The sequence below is a fragment of the Pseudomonas fragariae (ex Marin et al. 2024) genome (assembly GCF_059621105.1).
Map to the genome: position 1 here is coordinate 2,155,647 of NZ_CM184369.1, position 22,208 is coordinate 2,177,854.

Below are 22,208 nucleotides of genomic sequence, written 5' to 3' on the forward strand. Positions count from 1 at the left end.
GTGGGGCGCTGAATGCTCAGGCCTTTTCTAGACGCTTCGTCGGTGGCCTGCAGTTTTGCACCGTTCGTCCGGGACAGAATTTTCCTACATGGAATAAACGTCTGAAACGGGCCGGGGTGCTGCTTGATTTGCCGAGGTCTTCAAGGCAGGCTCTGCCGGTGCGCTACTGCCTCATTACTGCTTCAGGGTCTCTCTTATGTCTTTACGCATCTGTATTCTGGAAACCGACAATCTGCGACCTGAACTGGTCGAGCAGTATCATGGGTATGGGCGGATGTTCGAATTACTCTTCGCTCGCCAGCCCATCGCCGCAGAGCTGACGGTTTACAACGTGGTGCAAGGGGACTATCCACCTGCAGATGAGCAGTTCGATGCTTACCTGGTGACCGGCAGCAAGGCCGACTCATTTGGCACCGACCCGTGGATTCAGACCTTGAAGGTCTATCTGCTGGAACTGTATCAGCGCGGCGAAAAACTGCTGGGTATCTGCTTCGGTCACCAGTTGCTGGCGTTGCTGCTGGGCGGCAGGACCGAGCGTGCGGTGCAAGGGTGGGGCGTCGGCATTCACCATTATCAACTGGCCCCCGCCAGGCCGTGGATGACGCCGGCGATGGACAAGCTCACGCTGCTGATCAGCCATCAGGATCAGGTCACTGCTCTGCCCGAAAACGCGACGGTGCTTGCGTCCAGCGAGTTCTGCCCGTTTGCGGCCTACCATATCAATGATCAGGTGCTGTGTTTCCAGGGGCATCCCGAGTTCATCCATGACTTTTCCCGCACCTTGCTTGACCTTCGTCAGGAAGCGCTGGGCGAGCAGATTTACAAGCAGGGTGTCGCCAGCCTGGATCACGACCATCATGGCGCGACAGTGGCGGAGTGGATGATGCGCTTCGTGGCGCATAAACCGGAAAAACAGTCCGTCTGACCCGGCGCATGGCGCATTGTCATGCGCTGGCCGGACTGTCTGGATGGGAATGCGGTGGCGGAGTTATAGCCAGCCGGAGCGCTTGAAGCTGGCGAACAGCGCCGTACACCCGCCCAGAATGACACCCAGCACGATGAAGTAGCCGTGTTCCCACTTGAGTTCAGGCATGTTCTCGAAATTCATGCCGTAGATGCCGGCAATGGCCGTCGGGAACGCCAGAATCGCCGCCCAGCCGGCAAACTTGCGCTGCACGATGCTTTGTCGCGAAGACTCCAGCAGCAGGCCGATTTCGATCGTCTGGCTGGCGATGTCACACAGGTTGCCGAGGTCTTCCATCTGCCGCTTGACGTGAATTTCGACATCGCGAAAGTAGGGGCGCATGTTCTTGTCGATGAACGGAAAACTGAGTCTCTGCAATTCTTCGCCCACTTCCACCATGGGTGCCACGTAGCGGCGCATGCGTAACAGGTCGCGGCGCAGGGCATGAATGTGCTGGATGTCGGACTCGCGCAACGAACCACCAATGACGCTCTGCTCCAGTTGCTCGAGCTCGGCGTGGATGGCTTCGGTCACCGGCTGATAGTTCTCGGTCACGAAGTCCAGAAGCGCGTAGAGCACGAAGTCTTCGCCGTGCTCCAGCAGCAGTGGTCTGGCCTCGCAGCGCTGACGCACCAGTCCGTAGGACTTGGAGTGGCCGTTGCGCGAGGTGATGATATAGCCCTTGCCGGCGAAGATATGGGTTTCGATGAACAGCAGCTTGCCGTTGTCGCGTACGGGGGCGTAAGTCACGATGAACAGCGCATCACCGAAGGTTTCCAGCTTCGGACGGCTATGCACCTCCAGCGCGTCTTCAAGGGCCAGCTCATGCAGATTGAACTGATCCTTGAGGCTGGTCAGCTCCGCGTTGGTGGGCTGCTCCAGTCCTATCCAGACGAAATGATCGGGCTTGGCCGCCCAGGCGGCGCCCTCATCGAGGGTGATATCACGGACTTTTTTGCCCTTGCTGTACACCGCTGCTGCAACAACTCGGCCCATGGCGCTATCGCTTCTTCAATTTGTCAGTGGCGCAAAAACATGCGCGGTCGCTGATCAGATTGATCAAATGCGTATGAGTTCGCCGATAAACGAAAGCCCGTTTGCGCGGGCTTCGGTTGAGGATCACAGCATGTGCTGTCGATCCTGTTCGATCGCGGCCTCCAGCGTGTCGAGCAAAGCCTTTCTGACCTTGAGCTTGGTCTTCTTGTGCGCGCTCATATTGATCTTTTTCAGCTGCCCGGCGACGGTCAGCGCGGTGCTCTGCAATTCCTCGACGCTGACCACCCGGTCCAGAAAGCCAGCAGCCATCGCGGCCTCGGGGTCGAACATCTCGGCGTTGATTACCGAGCGATTGAAGGCCGACTTGCGCAGGCGGTCGCGCGCCAGTTCGATACCGGCGTGGTGCATGGTCATGCCGATCTGCACTTCGTTCAGGCCGATACTGAACGGCCCGGCGACACCGATTCGATAATCGGCGGACAGCAGCAGAAAGGCGCCCTTGGCAACCGCGTGGCCGGGGCAGGCGACGATGATCGGGAAGGGGTGCGACAGCATGCGCCTTGCCAGCGTCGAGCCCTGTGCGACCAGCTCGATCGCGGCCTCGGCGCTGGAGGTCATGACCTTGAGGTCGTAGCCGCCCGACAGAATGCCCGGCTGGCCGGTGAGAATAACGATGGCCCGATTCTTTTCGGCCTGATCCAGTGCGGCGTTGAACGCAACGATCACGTCCGGGGAAATGGCATTGACCTTGCCGTTGTTCAGGGTCAGCGTGGCGACACCGTCGTCCAGATGGTACGAGACCAGATCACTCATGGCGTGATTCCTTTATTGAAGTGAGCAGACGTTACTCATCCATAAGGAACAGGTAAAGCGCTGACTGCCGGGTCACTGAACAGTGTGCCGATCAATGGCTGATTCAGCGCCGACTGCGCTCCGCGTCATGGCTGGATATCGTTGAATCCGCAATACTCTTCCCAGTCCATCCCCAGCGCTTCGGCGACCTGGCGATGGGCTTCAAGGCGCATGCTCTGCAACTGTTCGGGCGACTCGGCAATCAGTTCCAGCGCCAGCTCCCAGGTCTCGATACCCTGGCTCTCGGCTTCGTCTTCGAACGCCCACTGCACTTGCTGCTTTTGCTCCTTGGGGCTCAAGGCGCTGATTTCATCCTTCAGGGTCGGATGGGTCGCAAGGTATTTCGCCAGCGCGGCCTCGTTCCACTCAAGTGTATTCATGTGGTTTTGCCTCAAACGTTTCGATAGCCAGGCTGTCTCTTTGAATAGTCTGGCAAGACCGCGTGATTGTGAGGGAGGTGGCTTTTGATGTCAGCACTTGCAAACGGTTGTCCGCACGAATTTATCGATCACTTGAAGAGGAACCTGTCGTTATGATCAAAGTGAGCGTGCTGTATGCGTATGAAGAGGGTGCCCGTTTCGACCACGATTACTATCGTGACAAACACATGGCGCTGGTACAGGAACTGATGGGCAAGTACTGCAAGGGTTACAGCGTGGACCGCGGCATAGGCGGAGCCACACCAGGCTCCGACCCTGTGTATATCGGCATGTGCCACATTTACTGTGATTCCATTGAAGACTTTGAAGCCGGCATGGGGCCGCATTCAAAGCAGATCAATGCCGATATCATCAACTACACCGACCTGATCCCTGAAATTCAGATCAGCGAAGTGCGTGCCGATGTGAAAACCGCTCAGTAGGTTATCGAGCGGTATCCCGAAAGGCCGCCTGTTTTTTCGAGGACATTCCACCCGATGGATCGAAACACTGACTGTCGTAATGCGGGCTTTGGCACTGCGAAGGAATGTTCGGGGGAGGCGGGCGGTTTCTCTGGAAGGCCTTGTAGCGCTCTGTCTCGATCACCTGCACTCGAGTGCGACCGCCGACCTTCAGGTATTCGGTAGCCTTGAGGTTGGTCTTGTGAACGTAGTCCAGCGGCTCGTCTTCCCATCGCATGTATGACGGCCCCTGGCGTTGCAATGCGCTTTGCGCGTTTTCATCGCACGGGATCGATGCATAGCTCACCTTGCCTTGGGGTGATGTGCATTTGAAGATCTCGCCGTACGCTGCGCCGCTGCCCAGTAAAGCGGTCATTGCCAGTGTGATCGAAAGCCTTTTCATGATTCTCTCCTTACATGGCGCAAGGCTACCATTTGCCCTTGACTGCCGCCAGATGCCTCTTTGCAATGTTCCGTTCGTCAGACACATCGCACGGCTGTGTTGAGGGGCTCTCTGAATATCAGGTCCTGAATTCAACAAACGGAGGCGCATATGACCGGCACCCAGCCAGGCAGCAGCAACGGAAACAAGAATGATCCGGGTTTTGACGAGAAGTCACCGAACACCGAAGACCCGCAGATCGACCCTACCGAGCCGGCGAAGACTCCTGCCACCGATAAAGGCAGCAAGGACGATTACCCGCCTTACACGCCGGACAAGTAACTGACAGATTGCCCTCGGTGAGTACCGGGGGCGATTCATATCCGAACCTCGCTTTACCCCGCTACTACTTGTTGGCGTCAAGGTATTCCAGCAGATCCTCCATTCGCTCATCGTTACCCATCCACCACAGCTTCATGCGGGTGCCAGGTACAACGGCGCTCGGGTCCTTGATATAGGTGCGCAACTCTTCACGCGTCCAGACCAGCCCCGAGTTCTTCATCGCGTCGGTGTAAACGTAGCCTTCCTGTTGCCCCGCCTGACGACCAATGATGCCGTTGAGGGGCGGGCCAAATGCGCTGCGTGCAGAGGGGCCGATCTTGTGGCAACCCGAGCAGAGGCGGGTGAACACAGCTTTCCCGGCCTCCGCATCGCCCGCGCCCTTGGCAAGCGCAGGCAGGGTCAGTGCCAATAGGAGTAACGTGGTTTTTTTCATCGATAATCCACAGCGCGTTCTGCCTTGCGCTCAAAAGTGGCAGATTTTAGCGCAATTATCGGCGGATCACTTGCTGGCCGGTATCTGGCTCGACAGTTCGTCGAAGTCGCGCTTGTAACTCGCCATCTCGGCTGCGCTGACAAAGCTCTGTTCAAGGACCACTTTCTTCGCTCCGGACTCGATAGTGTCCAGTTGATGAAGGAAGCGCTTCTTCTTTCTGGCCTCCATCCGTGTACCTGCCGCATCGATAGCCGTGCGTAGCTCAGTTGCTCGCTGGTTTACAAAATCCTGGCCTCGACGGTCAACCGTGAGCCCGTCATTTTCGACATAGCCTTCCAGCCCGGTTTTTTTCAAGACCAGCCACAACGCCTGATCAGGGGTGAACCTACCCTTGAATTTCTTGACCTTTCTGCTGCTGTCCGCGCCCAGGTCGACCGTCACCGGGCAGCCGGATCGATGGGCCAACTGCTGCAAGGCCTCGTCCAGGCGTTGCGAAGGCATGTCGTACTCCACCGGCGTCATCTGACACGCAGCGAACGCAGGAGCCGTCGCCAGACACGCAACAGCGAGAAGCAGTTTTTTCAGGGTGTTTTTCATGATTGACGGGTTTCATCCGGGAGGTAGGGCTTGGAAATCGTTTTCTGCATGATGTTCCCTGTCTGCCCGACGCTTGCTTGAGCAGTCGTGTCCCTTATGTCTCTTGACCCATGCCAGACGTTGCATGCTCAAATCGCAGACAAAGAAAAGCCCGCGATGGGGGGTAGCGGGCTTAAGGTCTTGCTGGGAATTGAGTTAACAATAAACCCGCGAACGTGAAAAAAGCGTGAACTGCCGGATACAATTTACAAACAATTCAAATCAGGGCTCGCCGTCCCAGTAATCGAGGTTTTCCGTGGTCCGCTGGTTGGCGGTGAACACTCGGGTCCCTTGAACGGACACCATGGCCTGGTACTTGCCCGAGTCCGGGTACTCACACACTTCCGGTGTTTCCCGGGTGCTGATCGACAGGTATTTCAGCGGCGCCTGCGAGGTATTGATTATCTGGTGCGGGTAGTCGGCACCCGCGGGGATAAACAGGATATCGCCCGTCCTGATCGGCAGCATCTCGCCCGCAACACGCAAACTGCCTTCGCCCTCGATGATCACGAACATCTCTTCCTGCACATGATGAAAGTGATAAGGGCAGGAGCGTTTGCCCGGCGCCACCACGTCAATCGACGCCCCCAGCTTTTGCGCTGCCGTGCCTGTGCCCAGGCGAGCGGCAGAGCTTTCATACAGCGGTTCACGAACTTCATGTTCGAGGGGAGCTTCGTTGAAATTGCGAATCAGACGAGACGCCAGCTCACGTGCGCGTTCATTCATATCGGTCGAGGCTCGGGGAGTTCAGGAGAGGGTACTTTAGACCAGAGAGCGTGAGGTGTTGCAGGCAGTTACCTCGATCAGGCAAAAACAGCCCCAGACATTCGCCACAAAAAACCTTCCGCGACGCATGCGTCCGTTGCGCGGGTCGGAAACCTATTCGCCTGAAACTCGTCTACACTTCACATCACGATTTGGCCCCTTCCAGAGGACGCACCATGTTTTCAAAACCCGATATTCAGCGAGTTCTTGAAACAGCTTTTCTGCCTTCAAAGTGCGAGTGCGTCGTAGCGCCAAATGAAACCTTCTCGGTGAAGCTTCTCCACCCCGAGTCAGGTGATATCCAGCTCTACGTAACGGGGCTGTCCTTGTCCGAGGTAGGCAGCAGCCGATCCATCGCACGGCTGGTGCTCTCGTTGAGAGAACAGAGAGATTTGATGGGGCAGATGAATTTGTCTCTGAGGCGGATGGCGTAAGGACTGGGCTCGTATTTTGATTGCGGTTTTTTGATCGCATTCACGACGGCCTATCGTCTCCAGCAGGCTAATAGCGGGCATTCGCCCATGCAACGTCGCACAGCCGATTTTTGAAGCGTCAGAAACCACAAAGCCCCTGAATTTCTTTCAGAATTCAGGGGCTTTGCGTTGTATCGATATGGCGGTGAAGGAGGGGGTCTCAAGTAGTCGTCAATGGCGTGCTGGTCGAGCCGCTACCATTAAGCGAATCGTTCAGTTCCTGGGCGAAAATGTGATCACCTAGTTTGCTAAGGTCGTAAAGCTCCAGCCCTAGACACGACACAAAACTTTGTCATGGCTACATCATCACCTAAACCCAGATGTCCCATAGCACGCCGAATACCTTTCCGAACTGGACGAGATGTCTAGCAAAGCGCTCATCACGTTGAAAGCCAAGCTTCGGGGCGACTCGGCCATTAGGCTGCGTATAGATCCCAGAGACGAATGCACCATCGCTCTCAACGACGAAATGCGTTCGAATTTGCGAGTATCGAAAGGAAAGTACAAATGGCACTGCCTGTACGTAGGGCTTGCAACTGGCCACACGTTCTATGACGCCTCACGGCTCCGCAGGTGGAGGGATATTTGATGGTGACTTGATTGTCGTCGACCGCTCCTTGACTGCAGTGCATGGCAGCATTGTCATCGCCTCTGTGAATGGCGAACCGTTGTGTAAACGGTTGACCATACAAGGGCAGAGCGTCGTTTGATCTCGGAGAATCCTGGCTATGCGCCGCGCTACATTCTGGAAGGGGAGGAATTGGTAATTTTTTTGGGGGGCAAGCATGGCGTGCGTACCTTCGACCTCACCTCCTGACCAGGTCTTCGCTCTGATTGATTGCAACAGCTTTTACGCCAGTTGCGAGCGCGTATTTCGCCCTGATCTGGCAAAGGTCCCGATCGTAGTGCTGAGGAACAACAATCTGAGCGATACCGATTGTTAGGAAATCTTGAGCCACAATCACGGTCTGTATGATGCTGTAATGAGTGCGCTCATCGATGTGAGCCCTTGCATTCAGGCAGGGCCGAGCAGTCCATCCATGGGAAATTTCCGTCCTGTTCAGGCGAACTATCATGTCTACCGTCTTACAATCTGCTCTGTCATCAGAACTAGATGAACAAATTACGTTTCATAAACGGCCTTCTTTCAATACCTACACGGGTACGTCAGGCGACGACGCACTTGCCGGTACGTATTGGGACGATCACCTGCTCGGCGGCGCCGGGGATGACACCCTGGATGGACATAGTGGCAGCGACACATTGATAGGCGGCGCTGGGGTAGATACCCTCACCGGCGGAGAAACCTACGGATACGGGGTGAAATTCGTGTTCACGTCGCTTACCGATAGTTACGCCAACGCCCAAGGCTCCCACTCGGACCTGATTACCAGCTTCAGCGAATACGACGTATTGGACCTGACCACCCTGCACTTGGAGCGGATCGGTAACGGCCATAATGGCGACCTGGCCGTAAGCTATGACGCGGCCTCGGATATCACCTACCTGCGCTCGCTGGACAAAGACGCCAGCGGTAATTTCTTCGAGGTACGCCTGGCGGGCGATTATCAAGGCAAGCTAAGCACCTCCAACTTTGTACTGCGTAATGACGGCACGGCCGGCAACGACACGCTCTATAGCCTCAGCACCAAGCAATACGTGCTCAATGGCCTGGACGGCGACGATACGCTGTATGCCGGGAAAACCGGCAGTGTACTGGACGGTGGCGCCGGTGCTGATCACCTGATCGGCAATACCAACGCCGAAACCTTCCTCTATCACCAGATCAGCGACAGTTTCGTCAATGACGCCTCGGGTGTGGCCAGCGTTGACCTTATCAGCGATTTCAACCTGTTCCGTGGGGATGTATTGGACGTTTCCGCGCTAGGCTTCACTGGCCTGGGCGATGGCTATGACGGCACGCTGAATTACGCCTATGACAAGACCCTTGGGCATATCGTGGTGCAGTCTTTCGAAGCTGATGCCCAGGGCAACCGCTTCGAAGTGTATATCGACCAGTCCAACCGCCACGGTAGCATTGCTTACCAAGATGCCGATGGTTTTATCTTCGCCGGTGACAACAGCCATGACGATGCAGACCAGACCCTGACCGGGAAGCCGGGTTGGGATTCGCTGCACACGCAAGACGCGGGCGGTGTTCTGATTGGTGGCGGCGCGGGCGATGCGCTGACAGGCGGTTCAGGGGTAGATACCTTCCGCTATCTGGACAGCAGCGACAGCGTCCATGGCGCCGCCGACCTGATCAAAAACTTCGATGTAGCCCACGACAAGATTGACGTGGCCGCCCTCGGCTACACGGGCCTCGGTGACGGCACCAACGGCACCTTGAAGCTGGTCTACGACAAGGAGCTCCACCACACCTACCTCAAGGATTACGACTTGAACGCCGACGGTCAACGCTTTGAGATCGGTTTGGTCGGTACCTTCACTAAGACCTTCACAGCAGACAACCTGATCGTTGCAGGCACCGTTTCAACAGCCGAGCACGCTACCGTTGAATTGGTAGGCGTTGCGCCAGCAGATAACCATCTGGTGGGATAGTGCAATAATCCACACTGGCTGATCGTCGAGATGTTAGTGAATCGCGGCGAGCTCAGCCAGTGTCTCTTGGACAGGCACTGATACGTGGCTTCTCGGCCAATGACAAAGAGCCCGGTAGCCTTCATGGACCACCGGGCTGTCTGGATCAGACCTGCATGATCTAACCGGAATATCTATTAATGAATAATTTAACTTGAATATCAGTAGGTTGTGAGCTGCTAGCAGTTAGTATCATTCATATATAACGACGGCTGTGTGATCGCCCGCAGCTATGATGCGAAAGATCACGTCAAGATGGGCGCGCCTTATTATCAGGTCAAGGATTTGTTGAAGCGCAAGGGCATCCTGGCGTTCAGCAGTAACTATGCCCTCTAGTAAGTTAGGTGGAATGCTTCTGAGCTACCCTGATTCTGTCGACGTTCTGGGGGATCGCCATGGCCTCTACAACTGCCTCTTATGAGCACGTGCTTCACCGCTACCCAAGCGTTCAGGAATGGCTGACACTGCTCGATAACCTGGGAAGAGCGCCGGCTACTTTGGATGCGTACGGCAGGGGATTGGCGCATTTACTTGCTCCACTGCGAAGCCTCCGGTCTGGAGGCTGAATCCGTCACATTTGAGCAAGTAACGCTCTACATCCGTCGGCTACTGCCCGGGCAAGAAAACGCGGTGGCGAATTCGACCTTGCACCAGCGCCTCACCGCGATCCGCCTGTGGTACGACTACCTGGTCTTTCAGGGGCGTTGCGCACAGAATCCGGTACCTCGCGGCCAGCACGGCCGCTTGTGTCAGGTCCCTGGACATTCAGGCTTTGTGAGAGGGCTGGTATCTCGCTTGATAAAGCTGCCCGACATCCCCACGGATGAGCAGTGGCGATACTTTCTGAGTATCGCGGCCAGGTCGTCTATTCGTGATCGGCTTATGCTCTCGTTGGCGTACTGCGGTGCGCTCCGTCGTGCCGAACTGGTGGCCCTGAGAATCGAAGACCTGGATCTCGCCCATCGACTCATTTCAGTGCGCGCAGAGACGACCAAAGGCCGACGCAGCCGCGTCGTGTGCTACAGCCCGGACATTGCGCCGATGCTTGGAACGCATCTTCATGCGCTTCGTCTGGCCGGTTGGTCAAAAGGAGCCCTGTTTCGATCCGAGTCTGATCGCAATCGTGGTTTGGCACTCACGCGGTGGACGTGGAGTAAAACGGTAGAAAGATGGGCCACAGACTCAAATCTGTCCTGCCTTAGCACACACACTTTTCGTCATCTGCGACTCACCCCATTTGGCCCGTGCGGGGTGGAAACTGCATGAATTGACAGCCTATGCAGGTCACCGGGATCCGAAGACCACTTTGAATTTACTTACAGTAGGTTGTCCTATTGATGTGGCCTGTACTTCATGCGCAGAGGCAGACCGTGTTCAGCACGGATGGAGTTCTCTGACGGTTTTTTTGTAAGTGAATAGCGGTACTTGTCTAATCCAACGGCCCTAAGTTCCTCTTTGCCAGATCCCGTACGTGGATTATAGCGATCTCCGCCATCCGCTAAGGAACTCCCACTTAACACGTGTCGAGCATGAACGAGCTCATGAGCCAAGGTCGTGATTTTGTCGTCGTTATCCATTCCAAGGTGTAACGGTGAGCCATTCTGATTTAAGCGTATGCTTGCTTTGTCTGGTGACCAGCCAATAATCGCATTGCTTCCTTCACCTTTGGTAAAGGTCCCCTTTCGTGATAGCTGTGATGCAATGTGTCGATTCTCGTTAAAGTTTTCTGGTTCGTACTTTTCCAGTTGCCTCCTGCTCAGAACAGCTTCGGTATAACACTGGTTATTTATTTCAATCTCTTTTAGTGTGACTTTTCTATCTTTTTGACTGGCAAGAGTGGATATTTTTCGCAATAGCTTATCGCCAGAGGGGCCGGCGCTGATATGGTCAAGCGCTTCCTCTGCCTGTTCTTTGAATGTGTGAGCTGCTGTCGGTTCGCTACTGAGGGGGGCGATATAGATGCCTGGGTATCGAGACGGAGTGATCATGACTATCCTAAGAAGTTAATTGAGCTATATGAACGCTTGAAATTGCAACTATTGGCGCTACCCCAATTGTTGCTGACATGGTTTGGCAGGGAGTCCAATGGACCATCCAGGATTACCTGAAAATTACACTCCCGTGTGCATACATCTATGTCGTAGATATGTTGCGCTGCTTGAGTGGCCCTTGAGATGGGTTCGGTTCCATACAAAGGTAACGTAGTGTGCAATCAGTCGAAAAAGGCATCCTCTGCGTGATGCTAAGGTGGCATTGATGTTGGGGAAACGCTTTTTTCACGCCTCATCGGCCTCTAAAAACGGGTCCTATGCGACTTTACGACGTGTTTCGTTAATGTCAGGCGCACTTCCCCCCCTCAGGTCCTCAGATACTTGGGGGTGAGAGAGAAAACGGACAAAATAGGGGGGGGGGTTGCGGCTGGGAGCGAAATGACACCCTAAGCCGCTTCGCGATGCCTGCGCGCAATTTCAGTGAAGGTGCTTTTGTTGATATCAGGATCTCAGGCGATTCACCTGTCGCTGCGGCATGCTTCAATTGCGTCCATGACTTTTGGGTCAAGCTTGTCGGATTTTGGACGTACTCCCGCTTGGCTCCCTAGTTTACGTCCTTGAGCACGAGCAGCCGCGAGACCCGATTTGATTCGCTCGCAGATCAGATAACGTTCGAACTCCGCAATGCCGGAGAGAAACGTCGTCAGCATTCGACCATGCGGGGACGAGAGGTAAGAATACGGCGCAAGGGCTGATGCTGCTTGTGCTGATCCGTGGATGGTGCGCGGGCAATTGCTGCCGACCATGAAGCTGCCTGGCGACAGCCAGAACCGCCACGTAGCAAAGAGAAGAGGGGAGCGCCCACAGAATTCGGGAACATCGTGCGCTAAGCCTACGGCACCTATGCGCACGATGTTCCATGGCTCCCCATACCCATCAACGCCAGCTACAAAGCCGCCTGGTACTCCATCAGCTGGATTACATATCTGACCAGCGTCTGGCGTTGAGCGATCTGAGCCGTGCCTCCGTATATTGCGAGTTCCGTTCAGGCGGCTCACGAAGATTTGTTCCTGTATTCCCTGAGTAACTTGTGCGAGGCGCCAATCCATGCTCGCGACGTATTGCGTTTTCTGACGGATATTCGTCTTCGTACTGCCCGATGCCAACCGTTCGGAGTTCTTCCTCCGCCGCTCCGCTATCTTCGTCGACATCCGGTCGGCCTCGACTCACTCGGTATTGAGTACCTTGTAACGTTCTGGATGCATGAATAAGTTCATGACCGAGAAAGACGTAAGCAAGGCTTGGGTCAGGTTGCCCATTGACAGACTGGTCATCGAACCGTCTACCAAACCTAGAGTTATATCGTACCGCGACAGACTCGCCTCTCCCGGCTACAAAGGGTACAAAAGGGTCGCGAGTCGGCCGCGCGCAGCCAGTCCAGTGCCCTGGCATGTTGGCTTCCGAGCCCTGATCTGTCTTGGAGATGACCACCCGCTTCTCCGGATCCATTTCACAGGCGGCCTCAATATTGCGAATTACCGTCCGACCGGCGTGTCCTCTATTCAGCTCATCCAACGCAGATGTGGTCTCCTTGTAGTAGTCACTTCGATTCGGATTGCCTGTCGTTTCAATATAGATTCCAGTAAAGCTAGTTGGGTTAATGCGAGGCATGGGGGGCTCCAGTGATCATGGAGAGGTTGAGTGGCTTAACGTGGAAAATAGTTCCAGCCTAAACGGGCTCGCTTCAGAGAGCTACAAGGGCTGTATGTAGGGCCAGCGCTGCACATGCTTGACTTGCGCACTTAATGGCAGCAGTCAGCGAGTCTCTGGGGCGTGGTCACAAGACGCCAAAGCATGATGCCGCTTATAAAGCTTCACTGTCTCTCCGGACCTTTGGTTGATTTTCCATTCCACATAAACGGCGACATGAGCCAAAGGGGCATGGCAATTCTGAATTGCTCGGGCAGCTCAGGCACTTCAGGAACATTGGCAAAAACGAGACGATTATTAATTGCTAGATAAAGCCGAGTTTTAACATCGCTTTTGTGGGTCGCGAGTATTTCCACGGAATCCCGCAGGCGGCATCTGAAATTCCCTAAAGCCATGGCCTGCGTTCCTCGTCAGTCGATGCGCTGCGCCGGACCAGCGCTTTTCAGGCCTCACTACAGCTGAGAGCAGCAAGACAGCGAATCTTGCTGTTCTGTCCCATATCTGTCCCATGGAGCGTCCCACGGCCATTTTTTCAGACCCCAGAAACCACAAAGCCCCTGGATTCCTTTCAGAATTCAGGGGCTTCGCGTTGTTTCAATATGGCGGTGAAGGAGGGATTCGAACCCTCGATACAATTTCTTGTATACACACTTTCCAGGCGTGCTCCTTAAGCCACTCGGACACCTCACCGTATCTCGACGACAACGTTGTGTCTGCCGAGGCGCGCTAATGTAGTCGAAAGCTTTTCCTAACGCAAAACTTTTTTTCAGATTTTTCATGCGCTTAAGCAAATAAACGCTGATTCGCCAGTAAAAGGCCCTGGCGGGGGATGCGGCCCTTGGGCAAAGGGCCGCTTGTGGTGGAGGCGTCAGGCGCTGAAGCCGCCGTCGATGGTCAGGCTGGCACCGGTGATGTAGCCCGCTTCCGGGCCTACGAGGTAGGCGACGAAGCTGGCAATCTCTTCGCTGGTGCCGTAGCGGGGCAGGGCCATCAGCGCTTTCAGTGTTTCGGCGAATTCGCCCTGCGCCGGGTTCATGTCGGTGTCCACCGGGCCGGGCTGGACGTTGTTGACGGTGATGCCTTGCGGACCGAGGTCGCGGGCCATGCCTTTGGTCAGGCCGATCAGCGCTGATTTGCTCATGGCGTACGTGGCGCCGCCCGCAAAGGGCATGCGGTCAGCGTTGGTGCTGCCGATGTTGATGATGCGGCCGCCTTCTTCCATATGCCGGGCGGCTTCCTGGCTGGCGATGAATACGCTGCGCACGTTGATGGCCAGGGTCTTGTCGAAGTCCTGCATGCTGAATTCATTGAGCGGCGCGATGGCCAGAATGCCGGCGTTGTTGACCAGGATATCCAGCCTGCCAAGGGTCTCGGCAGTGGTCTGCACGGCCTGGCGGATGGCTTTTTCGTCGGCGCTGTCTGCGCGAATGGCCAATGCGCGGCCGCCATTGGCGACGATGCTGTCCTGAATCTCCAGAGCGCTGACCTCGGAGCTGACGTAGGTAAACGCCACGGCAGCGCCTTCTTTGGCCAGGCGCTGGACGATGGCTGCGCCGATGCCACGTGAGCCGCCCTGCACGAGCGCTACTTTGCCGGCGAGTTTAAGGTGTTCGATCATGATGTTCTCCTTGGGGGCAGGTCTCGGACAAGCCTGAGGCTGTCGACGATTGCGACCAGAATAGACCTTGATTGCGATAGTCTTGCTGAACCAAAAGTTCGGACTGATTCATCATGGATATTCAAGACAACAGCGCGCTGATCCTGATCGACCTGCAGCAGGGCATCCATCATCCCAGGCTCGGGCGACGTAATAACCCACTGGCCGAGAGCCATGTCAGCGCTCTGCTCAGTGCCTGGCGGCAATCCGGGCGGCCGGTTATTCACGTCCGGCATTTTTCGACGTCACCCGAATCAGTGTTCTGGCCGCAACAGTCAGGGGTCGAGTACCAGCCGGCGTTCGTGCCGCAAGCTGATGAGCGTGAGCTGAGCAAGCAGGTCCCCGACGCGTTTTGCGGGTCCTTTCTGGAAATGTGGTTACGCTCCGACGGCATCAGGCAGTTGGTGATCGCCGGTGTGGTCACCAACAACTCTGTCGAGTCGACCGCGCGCAGTGGCGGTAATCTGGGGTTTGACGTGCTGGTTGCGCACGATGCCTGCTTTACCTTTGATCAAAAGGACTTCTTCGGCACGCCGCGCAGTGCCGAAGAGGTGCACGCAATGTCGCTGGCCAATCTGCATGGCGAGTACGCTACGGTCCTGTCGACGGCGCAGATTCTCCAGCAGGTGGCTGTCGAATAAGCGCCTGACACGCCTACTTGCGGGTTTTCTTCGGTGCGGCGGGCAATGGGGCGAACAGCGCCTGCAAATCTTCGTCGCGCAGCTTCCAGTCGCCGGTTGTGCGACCGTCAAGCACACCCGAGGCCAGCGCTGATTTTTCCCGTTGCAGGCGCTGGATTTTCTCTTCCACGGTGCCGCGCGCGATCATCTTGTAGACGAACACCGGCTTGTCCTGGCCGATACGGTACGCGCGGTCGGTCGCCTGATTTTCCGCTGCCGGGTTCCACCACGGATCGTAGTGGATCACGGTATCGGCGGCGGTGAGGTTGAGGCCGGTGCCGCCTGCTTTGAGGCTGATCAGGAAAATCGGCAGCTTGCCGCTCTGGAAGTCATGAATCGGCGTGCGGCGATCGCGGGTCGAGCCGGTCAGCAGGGCGTAGGCGATACCGCGTTGCTTGAGCTCTTCCTCGATCAGGCTGAGCATCGAAGTGAACTGCGAGAACAACAGAATCTTGCGACCTTCGGCCAGCAATTCTTCGAACATCTCCATCAGGCTGTTGAGCTTGCCCGAGGTGCCCTGTTTGCTGTTGACCGGCATGTCCTGATTGACCAGGCGCAGGTCACAGCAGACCTGACGCAGCTTGAGCAGCGCTTCGAGAATGATGATCTGGCTGCGTGCCACGCCTTTGCGGGTGATTTCGTCCCTGACCTTTTTGTCCATCGCCAGGCGCACGGTTTCGTACACATCGCGCTGCGCGTCGTTGAGGTCGACCCAGTGGATGATCTCGGTCTTGGGTGGCAGTTCGGTCGCCACCTGTTCCTTGGTACGACGCAGCAGGAATGGCTTGATGCGCGCATTGAGGTGATGCAGGCGGTCCTGGTTGCCATGCTTTTCGATGGCGGTGCGGTAGTTGCTGTTGAATTCCTTGCTGTTGCCCAGCCAGCCGGGCATCAGGAAGTGAAACAGTGACCACAGCTCGCCCAGGTGGTTTTCCAGCGGCGTACCGCTCAGGCACAGGCGCTGGCGGGCGTTGAGGTTGCGTGCGGCCTGGGCGGCCTTGCTGTTGGGGTTCTTGATGTACTGCGCTTCATCGAGAATCAGCACGTGGAAGGGCTGTTTTTCGAGCAACTCCAGGTCCCGTGGCAGCAAAGCGTAGGTGGTCAGGATCAGGTCGTAATCCTGAAGGTTGCCGGCATCCTGGTGGCGGTTGGCACCGTACAGGGCCAGCACCTTGAGGTCCGGGGTGAAGTGCTCGGACTCGTCCAGCCAGTTGGGGATCAGGCTGGTCGGCATGACCGCCAGTGCCGGGCGATCGAGGCGTCCGGCCTGTTTTTCCATCAGCAGGTGGGCCAGGGTCTGCAGGGTCTTGCCCAAGCCCATGTCGTCGGCCAGCACGCCGCCGACTTCCAGCTCGCGCAGCGACTGCATCCAGCTCAGGCCTTCCAGCTGATACGGGCGCAGCGTAGCGTTCAGCCCGTCGGGCAGGCTGACCGGCGCGTCCTTGATGTTGATCAGGCGTTCGGCAAAGTGACGCAGGCGGTCGCCGCCCTGCCAGGTCAGCGGCAGGTCTTCGAGCTGGGTAAGGCGTGCCGCGTCGGCTTTGCTCATGCGCAGCGCGTTGTTGCCCTCCTGGCGCCAGTAGAAGTCCCCCAGCGTCGCCAGTACCGGCTTGAGCCGGCCGTAGGGCAGGGCGATCTGTACCGGGCTGCCGCCGCTTTGCGTGAAGTGGTTGAGCTGCACCAGCAGTTGTTCTTCGTCGCCGCGCTTGGCCACGGCCGACGGGCTCATCAGTTCGGGATGGCTGCGGATCAGGTTGATCAGGATCGGCAGCAGGCTCAGGCGCTCGCCGTTGACGATGATGCCCAATTCCAGATCGAACCAGTCGCGCTCGTTCTCTTCATCGATGACCGCGTACCAGTCTTCCACCGGCGTGACGTCGAAGCCGAACTCTTCCTGAATGTCGATTTCCCAGCCTTGCTCGCGCAGCCGCGGCAGGTCATCGAGGACAAAATGCAGCCAGGCCTTGTCGTTGGGCAGTTCGTACATGTCGCCGGCGCTGTCGGGCAGTGCCTTGCTTTGCCGGGTGGCAACCTTGAAACCCAGATCGGCCAGTTCCTGACGCAACTGCCGCTCCCGTTCGCCCTGACGACGGATGCGCAGGGTTTCGGTGTCGGTGTGTTCGATGATGTCGCTTTTCTGGTTCACCAGATCGCTGCCCAGCGAACTGACCAGAATGCTGACGTTGGTGGTGCCGACCGCGTAATGCTTGCCGTAGGCAAAGGCCAGCGCGGCACGGTGCTGGATGTGTCGCTGCATACGCCCGTTGCGCGGCTCGTAGGCACTGAACTCGATGCTGGCCAGAATCAGCCTGGGCCGTGGCTGCAGGTCATCGATCAGGCGCTCCGGCAACCTGGGCTTTTGTTCGACAGGCTTTTCCATCTCTTGCTGGTGCGAGGCCAGCGCGGCCTGCAGCAGCGGACGGTTGTGCGGGTCCTGCAGAAACAGCAGGGCGGCCACGCAGTGTTTGCAGTCGTTGCGAACCGGGCACGTGCATTTGCAGGTCAGGTAGTTCTTGTAGCGATCAGGGTCCTTGAACAGCAGCGTCTGGGTGTAGATTTCCAGGCCCGAGCCCCGACAGGCGGTGCGGATGATCTGCGGGCTGGAGTCTTCCAGCACGATGCGTTTTTGCCGGGCGTAGTCGCGCCCTCGCTCAAGCGTTCGCTCGTGGAATAGGTCTGTCCAGGCCGCAGCCAGGACTTTTTCGAGAATGGACGACAAGTTTTAAAAAGCCCTACGCCGCAGCGATGCTCAAAAAGAAAGGGGACGCTTGGGCGTCCCTTGCGTACGTAAAGATCAAAGAGGAGAAACCTTGATCAGCAACGCGAGGTTGCCATTGTCCAGATAGGTCAGCTCACCGTTCTTTACCCTGGCAGTCTGCTTCAATCGTTCACTGCTGATGACCACGCCATGCGGGTCCAGCTGGTTGACCCAGAATTGTGCACCAATATCGGTGAAGCGTGCCATCGCCAGACTCACGGTACCCTCGATCGGGAAATGCCCAAGCCGCTCTTCACCACTGGTGATGGCGACCTTGCCCGGTTCGGTGCCGATGCTCTGCTGCCAGGCGCGCTGCATCAGCACTTCATAGTGGCCGCTGCCTTGCAGTTTGCTCGCCAGATCATTGAGGGCGGGGCTTCGTTCATCGTTCGCGTCGATCTTCTGTGCGCCCTTGTCCCAGTTTTCCGGTACAAGCTGGCGGGTCGAGGCCGGCTCGCCGCTCTGGCGAAACAGCAGAATCTCGACCTGATACAGGCCATCGGCGAACGCGGCCGGCGCGATCAGCGTCAGCAGCAGGATCAGTGAACGAAACAGAAGCATGCGTGAATCCTTCAAGCAGTTTTCGGGGTCAGGCGCTCAAGCAGCGCTTCGATCGTATTGAAGCGCTCTTCCGGGCGCTCCATGGGAACCATGAATTTGAACAGCGTGGCACCTTCGAACTTGTAGCGGTTGGGCTGGCTCTGGATCAGCTTGATCAGGGTCAAAGGATCAACCGGCGTCTCGGCTGCGAACTCGATACGGCCACCTTGCGGGCCACCGTCGATTTTCCGGATGCCCAGCTGTTCGGCGTGCAGTTTGAGCAGCGTGATACGCACCAGATTCTTGGTCGGTTCCGGCAGCAGGCCGAAGCGGTCGATCATTTCGACCTGCAGGTCCTTCAGTGCTTCTTCGTCAGCAGCGTTGGCAATGCGCTTGTAGAGAATCAGGCGCGTGTGCACATCCGGCAGGTAGGCTTCGGGGATCAAGGCCGGCACGCGCAGGTTGATTTCCGGTCCGCCGCCCAGCGGCTGATCGAGATTGGGCTGTTCGCCCTTGCGAATCGACTTCACCGCGCGCTCGAGCATTTCCATGTACAGGGTGAAGCCCACCGCCTGGATCTGGCCGCTCTGGCCGTCCCCGAGCAGTTCGCCTGCGCCACGGATCTCCAGGTCATTGGTGGCGAGCACGAAGCCCGCGCCCAGGTCCTGGGTGTTGGCAATCGCTTCCAGACGCTTTTCGGCGTCGTGGGTAATCTGTTTGCGTGGCGGGGTCAGCAGGTAGGCATAGGCCTGGTGGTGACTGCGCCCGACACGACCGCGCAACTGGTGCAACTGGGCCAGACCGAACTTGTCGGCGCGCTCGATGATGATGGTGTTGGCGCTCGGCACGTCGATGCCGGTCTCGATGATGGTCGAGGCGATCAGCACATTGAAGCGCTTGTGGTAGAAGTCGCTCATCACCTGTTCGAGTTCGCGCTCGCGCATCTGCCCGTGGCCGATGCCGATACGCGCTTCCGGCACCAGCTCGGCCAGATCGGCGGCGCATTTCTCGATGGTCTTGACGTCGTTGTGCAGGTAATAGACCTGGCCGCCACGCAACAGCTCACGCAGCAGGGCTTCCTTGATGGTCGGCTTGTTCTGCTCCATCACGAACGTGCGCACCGACAGCCTGCGCGCCGGTGGCGTGGCGATGATCGACAGGTCGCGCATGCCCGACACGGCCATGTTCAGGGTGCGCGGGATCGGCGTTGCGGTCAGGGTCAGAATATCGACCTCGCTGCGCAGCGCCTTGAGCTGTTCTTTCTGGCGCACGCCAAACCGGTGTTCTTCGTCGATGATCACCAGACCGAGGTTCTTGATCTTGACGTCATCCTGCAACAGCTTGTGCGTGCCGATGACGATGTCGATCTTGCCCTCGGCCAGATCGGCAACTGCGGCGTTGACTTCCTTGGCCGACTTGAAGCGGCTCATTACCTCGACGGTCACCGGCCAGTCGGCGAAACGGTCGCGGAAACTGTTGTAGTGCTGCTGCGCGAGCAGGGTGGTCGGCACCAGAATGGCCACCTGACGCCCGCCATGCACGGCGATGAAGGCGGCACGCATGGCCACTTCGGTCTTGCCGAAACCCACGTCGCCACAGACCAGACGATCCATCGGCTTGGGCGCCAGCATGTCGGCGCGCACGGCGTCGATGGTGGTCTGCTGATCCGGTGTCTCTTCGAACGGGAAGCCTGCGCTGAAGGTCGCGTAATCGGCTTTCGGGTCGGCAAACGCATAGCCTTCGCGGGCCGCGCGACGCGCGTAGATATCCAGCAGTTCGGCCGCCACGTCACGGACTTGCTCGGCAGCCTTGCGTTTGGCTTTCTGCCAGGTTTCCGAACCCAGGCGGTGCAGCGGCGCGGTTTCGTCGTCGCTGCCGGTGTAACGCGCAATCAGGTGCAGGTTGGCGACGGGTACGTACAGCTTGGCGTCTTCGGCGTAGGCCAGCATCAGGAATTCGGCGACCTGGTTTTCGACTTCCAGGGTCGCGAGCCCGAGATAACGACCCACGCCGTGATCGATGTGCACCACCGGCGCGCCTTCGCGCAGCTCGGTGAGGTTCTTGATGACCGCATCGTTGTTGCCGCCGTCGGTGCGCTTTTCGCGGCGACGGCGTTGCATGACGCGCTGGCCGAACAGCGGGCTTTCTGCGATCAGCGCCAGGGCAGGTTGTTCCAGCAGCAGGCCTTCGTCAAGCGGTGCGATGGTGATTGCCAGCCGGTCCTTGCCGTCGACGAAATCCAGCCAGCTGTCGACGGTTTTGGGTCGCAGCTTGAGGCGTTCGAGCAGTTCCAGCAGCACTTCCCGGCGTCCGGCGGACTCGGCGGTGAACAGCACGCGACCGGGGAAGTCATCCAGAAAATTCGACAGGGCCGCCAGTGGTTGAGTGGCCTTGGCTTCGATGGACAGGTCCGGCAGGGACTGCGCCGGGAAGCGCTCGCGTCCGGCACCGGCGTCGACATCCTGCTGGCTGGCAACCACGCGCGGCCAGTTTTTCAGGCGCGCGAAACAGTCTTCTACCGGCAGAAACAATTCTGCGGGCGGCAGCAGCGGCCGGGCAGGGTCGACGCGGCGTTCTTCATAGCGGTTGCGCACGTCGTTCCAGAAGTTCTCGGCAGCCTGTTCGATGCCCGGCAGGGAAAACACCTGGGTGTCCTGCGGCAGGTAATCGAACAGCGTCGAGGTTTCTTCGAAGAACAACGGAATGTAGTACTCGATGCCGGCAGGCGTGATGCCGCTGCTCAAGTCCTGGAAAATCGGGCTGCGCCGGAAGTCCACATCGAAGCGCTCGCGAAAGCGCGCCTTGAAGCGTGTGACTTCTTCTTTCTGCAACGGGAATTCACGGGCAGGCAACAGGCGCACCGACTCGACCTTGTCGATGGAGCGCTGGGTGTCCGGATCGAAGGTGCGCAGCGTTTCGATTTCATCGTCGAACAGGTCGATCCGAAACGGCAGCTTGCTGCCCATCGGGAACAGATCGATCAGTGCCCCGCGCACGGTGAACTCGCCGTGTTCGTAGACCGTATCCACATACCGGTAGCCGCTGGCTTCCAGGCGCGTACGCATGGCTTCCACATCGAGCTTCTGGCCGACATCCAGCACCAGGCTGCTGCCGAGCAGAAATTTGGTCGGCGCCAGTCTGTGTAGGGCGGTGGTAATGGGGACTACCAAAACGCCATGCTCCAGTTCCGGCAGGCGATAGAGGCTGGCAATACGCTGGGAAATGATGTCCTGGTGCGGCGAAAACAGGTCGTAGGGCAGGGTTTCCCAGTCCGGGAAGTGCAGAACCGGCAGCGTAGGTGCAAAAAACTTCAGCTCTTGCTCGAGCCGCTCGGCGCTTTGGCTGTCGGCGGTCAGCAGCAGGGTGAAGCGCTTGGCCGCGCTGGCGGCTTCGGCAATGGCCAGGCTCAGTGTGGCACCGGGAAGATTGCCCCAGTGTTGTTTGCCTGCAGCGGCAGAAAGATGCGGTAGACGCAGAACTGGCACGGGAAGGTCGGGCTCCAGGCGTTGCAACAGGGGCGGCGATTGTAACGGGGGAAGGTGGTGGCT

Annotated in this window: 22 protein-coding genes, 1 tRNA gene and 3 pseudogenes; 10 read left to right on the top strand and 16 right to left on the bottom strand. The window is 57.6% G+C overall.

Translation table 11 applies throughout. From position 1 onward, the window contains the following. The first annotated feature begins 196 nt into the window (after nt 1-196). A complete protein-coding gene (locus AC54XV_RS09630; protein ID WP_011267292.1) occupies nt 197-925 on the top strand; it encodes an amidotransferase in 729 nt (242 codons plus the stop codon). 63 nt (nt 926-988) lie between these two features. Here AC54XV_RS09630 and AC54XV_RS09635 read toward each other — a convergent pair whose 3' ends face one another. From AC54XV_RS09635 to AC54XV_RS09645, 3 genes are all read right to left on the bottom strand, one after another. Further along, complete coding sequence (locus tag AC54XV_RS09635; RefSeq protein WP_003405754.1) at nt 989-1,960, bottom strand: magnesium and cobalt transport protein CorA; 972 nt, start codon at nt 1,958-1,960, stop codon at nt 989-991. Between the two features lie 123 nt (nt 1,961-2,083). Next, nucleotides 2,084-2,773, bottom strand: coding sequence for a crotonase/enoyl-CoA hydratase family protein (locus tag AC54XV_RS09640; RefSeq protein WP_024641414.1), 690 nt, complete (start codon nt 2,771-2,773; stop codon nt 2,084-2,086). A 125-nt stretch (nt 2,774-2,898) separates the two neighbouring features. Further along, nucleotides 2,899-3,192 (bottom strand): DUF6388 family protein, encoded by a 294-nt coding sequence (locus AC54XV_RS09645; protein ID WP_003405751.1) that lies wholly within the window; start codon nt 3,190-3,192, stop codon nt 2,899-2,901. Nucleotides 3,193-3,344: 152 nt separating this feature from the next. On the opposite strand from AC54XV_RS09645, the gene AC54XV_RS09650 reads away from it, so the two are divergent. Then, nucleotides 3,345-3,674, top strand: coding sequence for an EthD family reductase (locus AC54XV_RS09650; protein ID WP_496718463.1), 330 nt, complete (start codon nt 3,345-3,347; stop codon nt 3,672-3,674). Nucleotide 3,675: 1 nt separating this feature from the next. Here AC54XV_RS09650 and AC54XV_RS09655 read toward each other — a convergent pair whose 3' ends face one another. Continuing rightward, entirely contained in the window at nt 3,676-4,095 is a 420-nt protein-coding gene (locus tag AC54XV_RS09655) for a DUF4124 domain-containing protein (protein ID WP_104683927.1), read from the bottom strand. Nucleotides 4,096-4,245: 150 nt separating this feature from the next. Here AC54XV_RS09655 and AC54XV_RS09660 point away from each other — a divergent pair, with 150 nt between their 5' ends. Beyond that, a complete protein-coding gene (locus tag AC54XV_RS09660) occupies nt 4,246-4,416 on the top strand; it encodes a DUF6021 family protein (RefSeq protein WP_003405741.1) in 171 nt (56 codons plus the stop codon). Between the two features lie 64 nt (nt 4,417-4,480). Here the strand turns inward: AC54XV_RS09660 and AC54XV_RS09665 are convergent, their stop codons facing one another. From AC54XV_RS09665 to AC54XV_RS09675, 3 genes are all read right to left on the bottom strand, one after another. Next, complete coding sequence (locus AC54XV_RS09665) at nt 4,481-4,849, bottom strand: c-type cytochrome (protein ID WP_011267295.1); 369 nt, start codon at nt 4,847-4,849, stop codon at nt 4,481-4,483. Nucleotides 4,850-4,915: 66 nt separating this feature from the next. Then, nucleotides 4,916-5,446 (bottom strand): hypothetical protein, encoded by a 531-nt coding sequence (locus AC54XV_RS09670; protein WP_096103742.1) that lies wholly within the window; start codon nt 5,444-5,446, stop codon nt 4,916-4,918. Nucleotides 5,447-5,707: 261 nt separating this feature from the next. After that, nucleotides 5,708-6,211 (bottom strand): cupin domain-containing protein, encoded by a 504-nt coding sequence (locus AC54XV_RS09675; RefSeq protein WP_024651626.1) that lies wholly within the window; start codon nt 6,209-6,211, stop codon nt 5,708-5,710. Between the two features lie 215 nt (nt 6,212-6,426). On the opposite strand from AC54XV_RS09675, the gene AC54XV_RS09680 reads away from it, so the two are divergent. The 6 genes and pseudogenes from AC54XV_RS09680 to AC54XV_RS09705 all read left to right on the top strand — a co-directional run. Beyond that, nucleotides 6,427-6,684, top strand: a complete 258-nt coding sequence (locus tag AC54XV_RS09680) for a DUF1652 domain-containing protein (protein ID WP_003405731.1) — start codon at nt 6,427-6,429, stop codon at nt 6,682-6,684. Nucleotides 6,685-7,274: 590 nt separating this feature from the next. After that, entirely contained in the window at nt 7,275-7,433 is a 159-nt protein-coding gene (locus AC54XV_RS09685) for a LexA family protein (RefSeq protein WP_225650781.1), read from the top strand. Nucleotides 7,434-7,508: 75 nt separating this feature from the next. Then, nucleotides 7,509-7,646: pseudogene (locus AC54XV_RS09690) on the top strand (Y-family DNA polymerase); the annotation flags it as partial. A gap of 151 nt (nt 7,647-7,797) precedes the next feature. Further along, nucleotides 7,798-9,285 carry a M10 family metallopeptidase C-terminal domain-containing protein gene (locus tag AC54XV_RS09695; protein ID WP_011267298.1) on the top strand — a complete coding sequence of 496 codons (1,488 nt, stop codon included), beginning with the start codon at nt 7,798-7,800 and terminating at the stop codon, nt 9,283-9,285. A gap of 243 nt (nt 9,286-9,528) precedes the next feature. After that, a pseudogene (locus AC54XV_RS09700) lies at nt 9,529-9,657 on the top strand (DNA polymerase V subunit UmuC); the annotation flags it as partial. A gap of 62 nt (nt 9,658-9,719) precedes the next feature. After that, nucleotides 9,720-10,633 (top strand): annotated as a pseudogene (locus AC54XV_RS09705) (tyrosine-type recombinase/integrase); the annotation flags it as partial. A 22-nt stretch (nt 10,634-10,655) separates the two neighbouring features. Here the strand turns inward: AC54XV_RS09705 and xopG are convergent. The 6 genes from xopG to AC54XV_RS09735 form a co-directional block, all read right to left on the bottom strand. After that, nucleotides 10,656-11,312 carry a XopG/HopH/AvrPtoH family type III secretion system effector gene (gene xopG / locus AC54XV_RS09710; RefSeq protein ID WP_079998110.1) on the bottom strand — a complete coding sequence of 219 codons (657 nt, stop codon included), beginning with the start codon at nt 11,310-11,312 and terminating at the stop codon, nt 10,656-10,658. A gap of 521 nt (nt 11,313-11,833) precedes the next feature. Then, complete coding sequence (locus tag AC54XV_RS09715; RefSeq protein WP_103359791.1) at nt 11,834-12,121, bottom strand: recombinase family protein; 288 nt, start codon at nt 12,119-12,121, stop codon at nt 11,834-11,836. Between the two features lie 172 nt (nt 12,122-12,293). Beyond that, nucleotides 12,294-12,986: a M91 family zinc metallopeptidase gene (locus AC54XV_RS09720; protein WP_161633377.1), complete on the bottom strand. Its 693-nt coding sequence runs from the start codon at nt 12,984-12,986 to the stop codon at nt 12,294-12,296. Nucleotides 12,987-13,189: 203 nt separating this feature from the next. Next, nucleotides 13,190-13,420, bottom strand: a complete 231-nt coding sequence (locus AC54XV_RS09725) for a hypothetical protein (protein ID WP_200868642.1) — start codon at nt 13,418-13,420, stop codon at nt 13,190-13,192. Nucleotides 13,421-13,625: 205 nt separating this feature from the next. Further along, nucleotides 13,626-13,715 (bottom strand) — tRNA-Ser (locus AC54XV_RS09730). Nucleotides 13,716-13,893: 178 nt separating this feature from the next. Beyond that, nucleotides 13,894-14,643 carry a 3-oxoacyl-ACP reductase family protein gene (locus AC54XV_RS09735; RefSeq protein WP_240846104.1) on the bottom strand — a complete coding sequence of 250 codons (750 nt, stop codon included), beginning with the start codon at nt 14,641-14,643 and terminating at the stop codon, nt 13,894-13,896. A 113-nt stretch (nt 14,644-14,756) separates the two neighbouring features. Between AC54XV_RS09735 and AC54XV_RS09740 the strand changes: the two genes are divergently transcribed. After that, nucleotides 14,757-15,323 carry a cysteine hydrolase family protein gene (locus AC54XV_RS09740; RefSeq protein ID WP_058821963.1) on the top strand — a complete coding sequence of 189 codons (567 nt, stop codon included), beginning with the start codon at nt 14,757-14,759 and terminating at the stop codon, nt 15,321-15,323. A gap of 13 nt (nt 15,324-15,336) precedes the next feature. On the opposite strand, the gene AC54XV_RS09745 is transcribed toward AC54XV_RS09740, so the two are convergent. The 3 genes from AC54XV_RS09745 to mfd form a co-directional block, all read right to left on the bottom strand. Beyond that, complete coding sequence (locus tag AC54XV_RS09745) at nt 15,337-18,081, bottom strand: DEAD/DEAH box helicase (protein WP_011267302.1); 2,745 nt, start codon at nt 18,079-18,081, stop codon at nt 15,337-15,339. 75 nt (nt 18,082-18,156) lie between these two features. Continuing rightward, nucleotides 18,157-18,681: a CsiV family protein gene (locus AC54XV_RS09750; protein WP_011267303.1), complete on the bottom strand. Its 525-nt coding sequence runs from the start codon at nt 18,679-18,681 to the stop codon at nt 18,157-18,159. Between the two features lie 11 nt (nt 18,682-18,692). Then, nucleotides 18,693-22,145, bottom strand: a complete 3,453-nt coding sequence (gene mfd, locus AC54XV_RS09755) for a transcription-repair coupling factor (protein WP_016567723.1) — start codon at nt 22,143-22,145, stop codon at nt 18,693-18,695. Nucleotides 22,146-22,208: the final 63 nt, after the last annotated feature.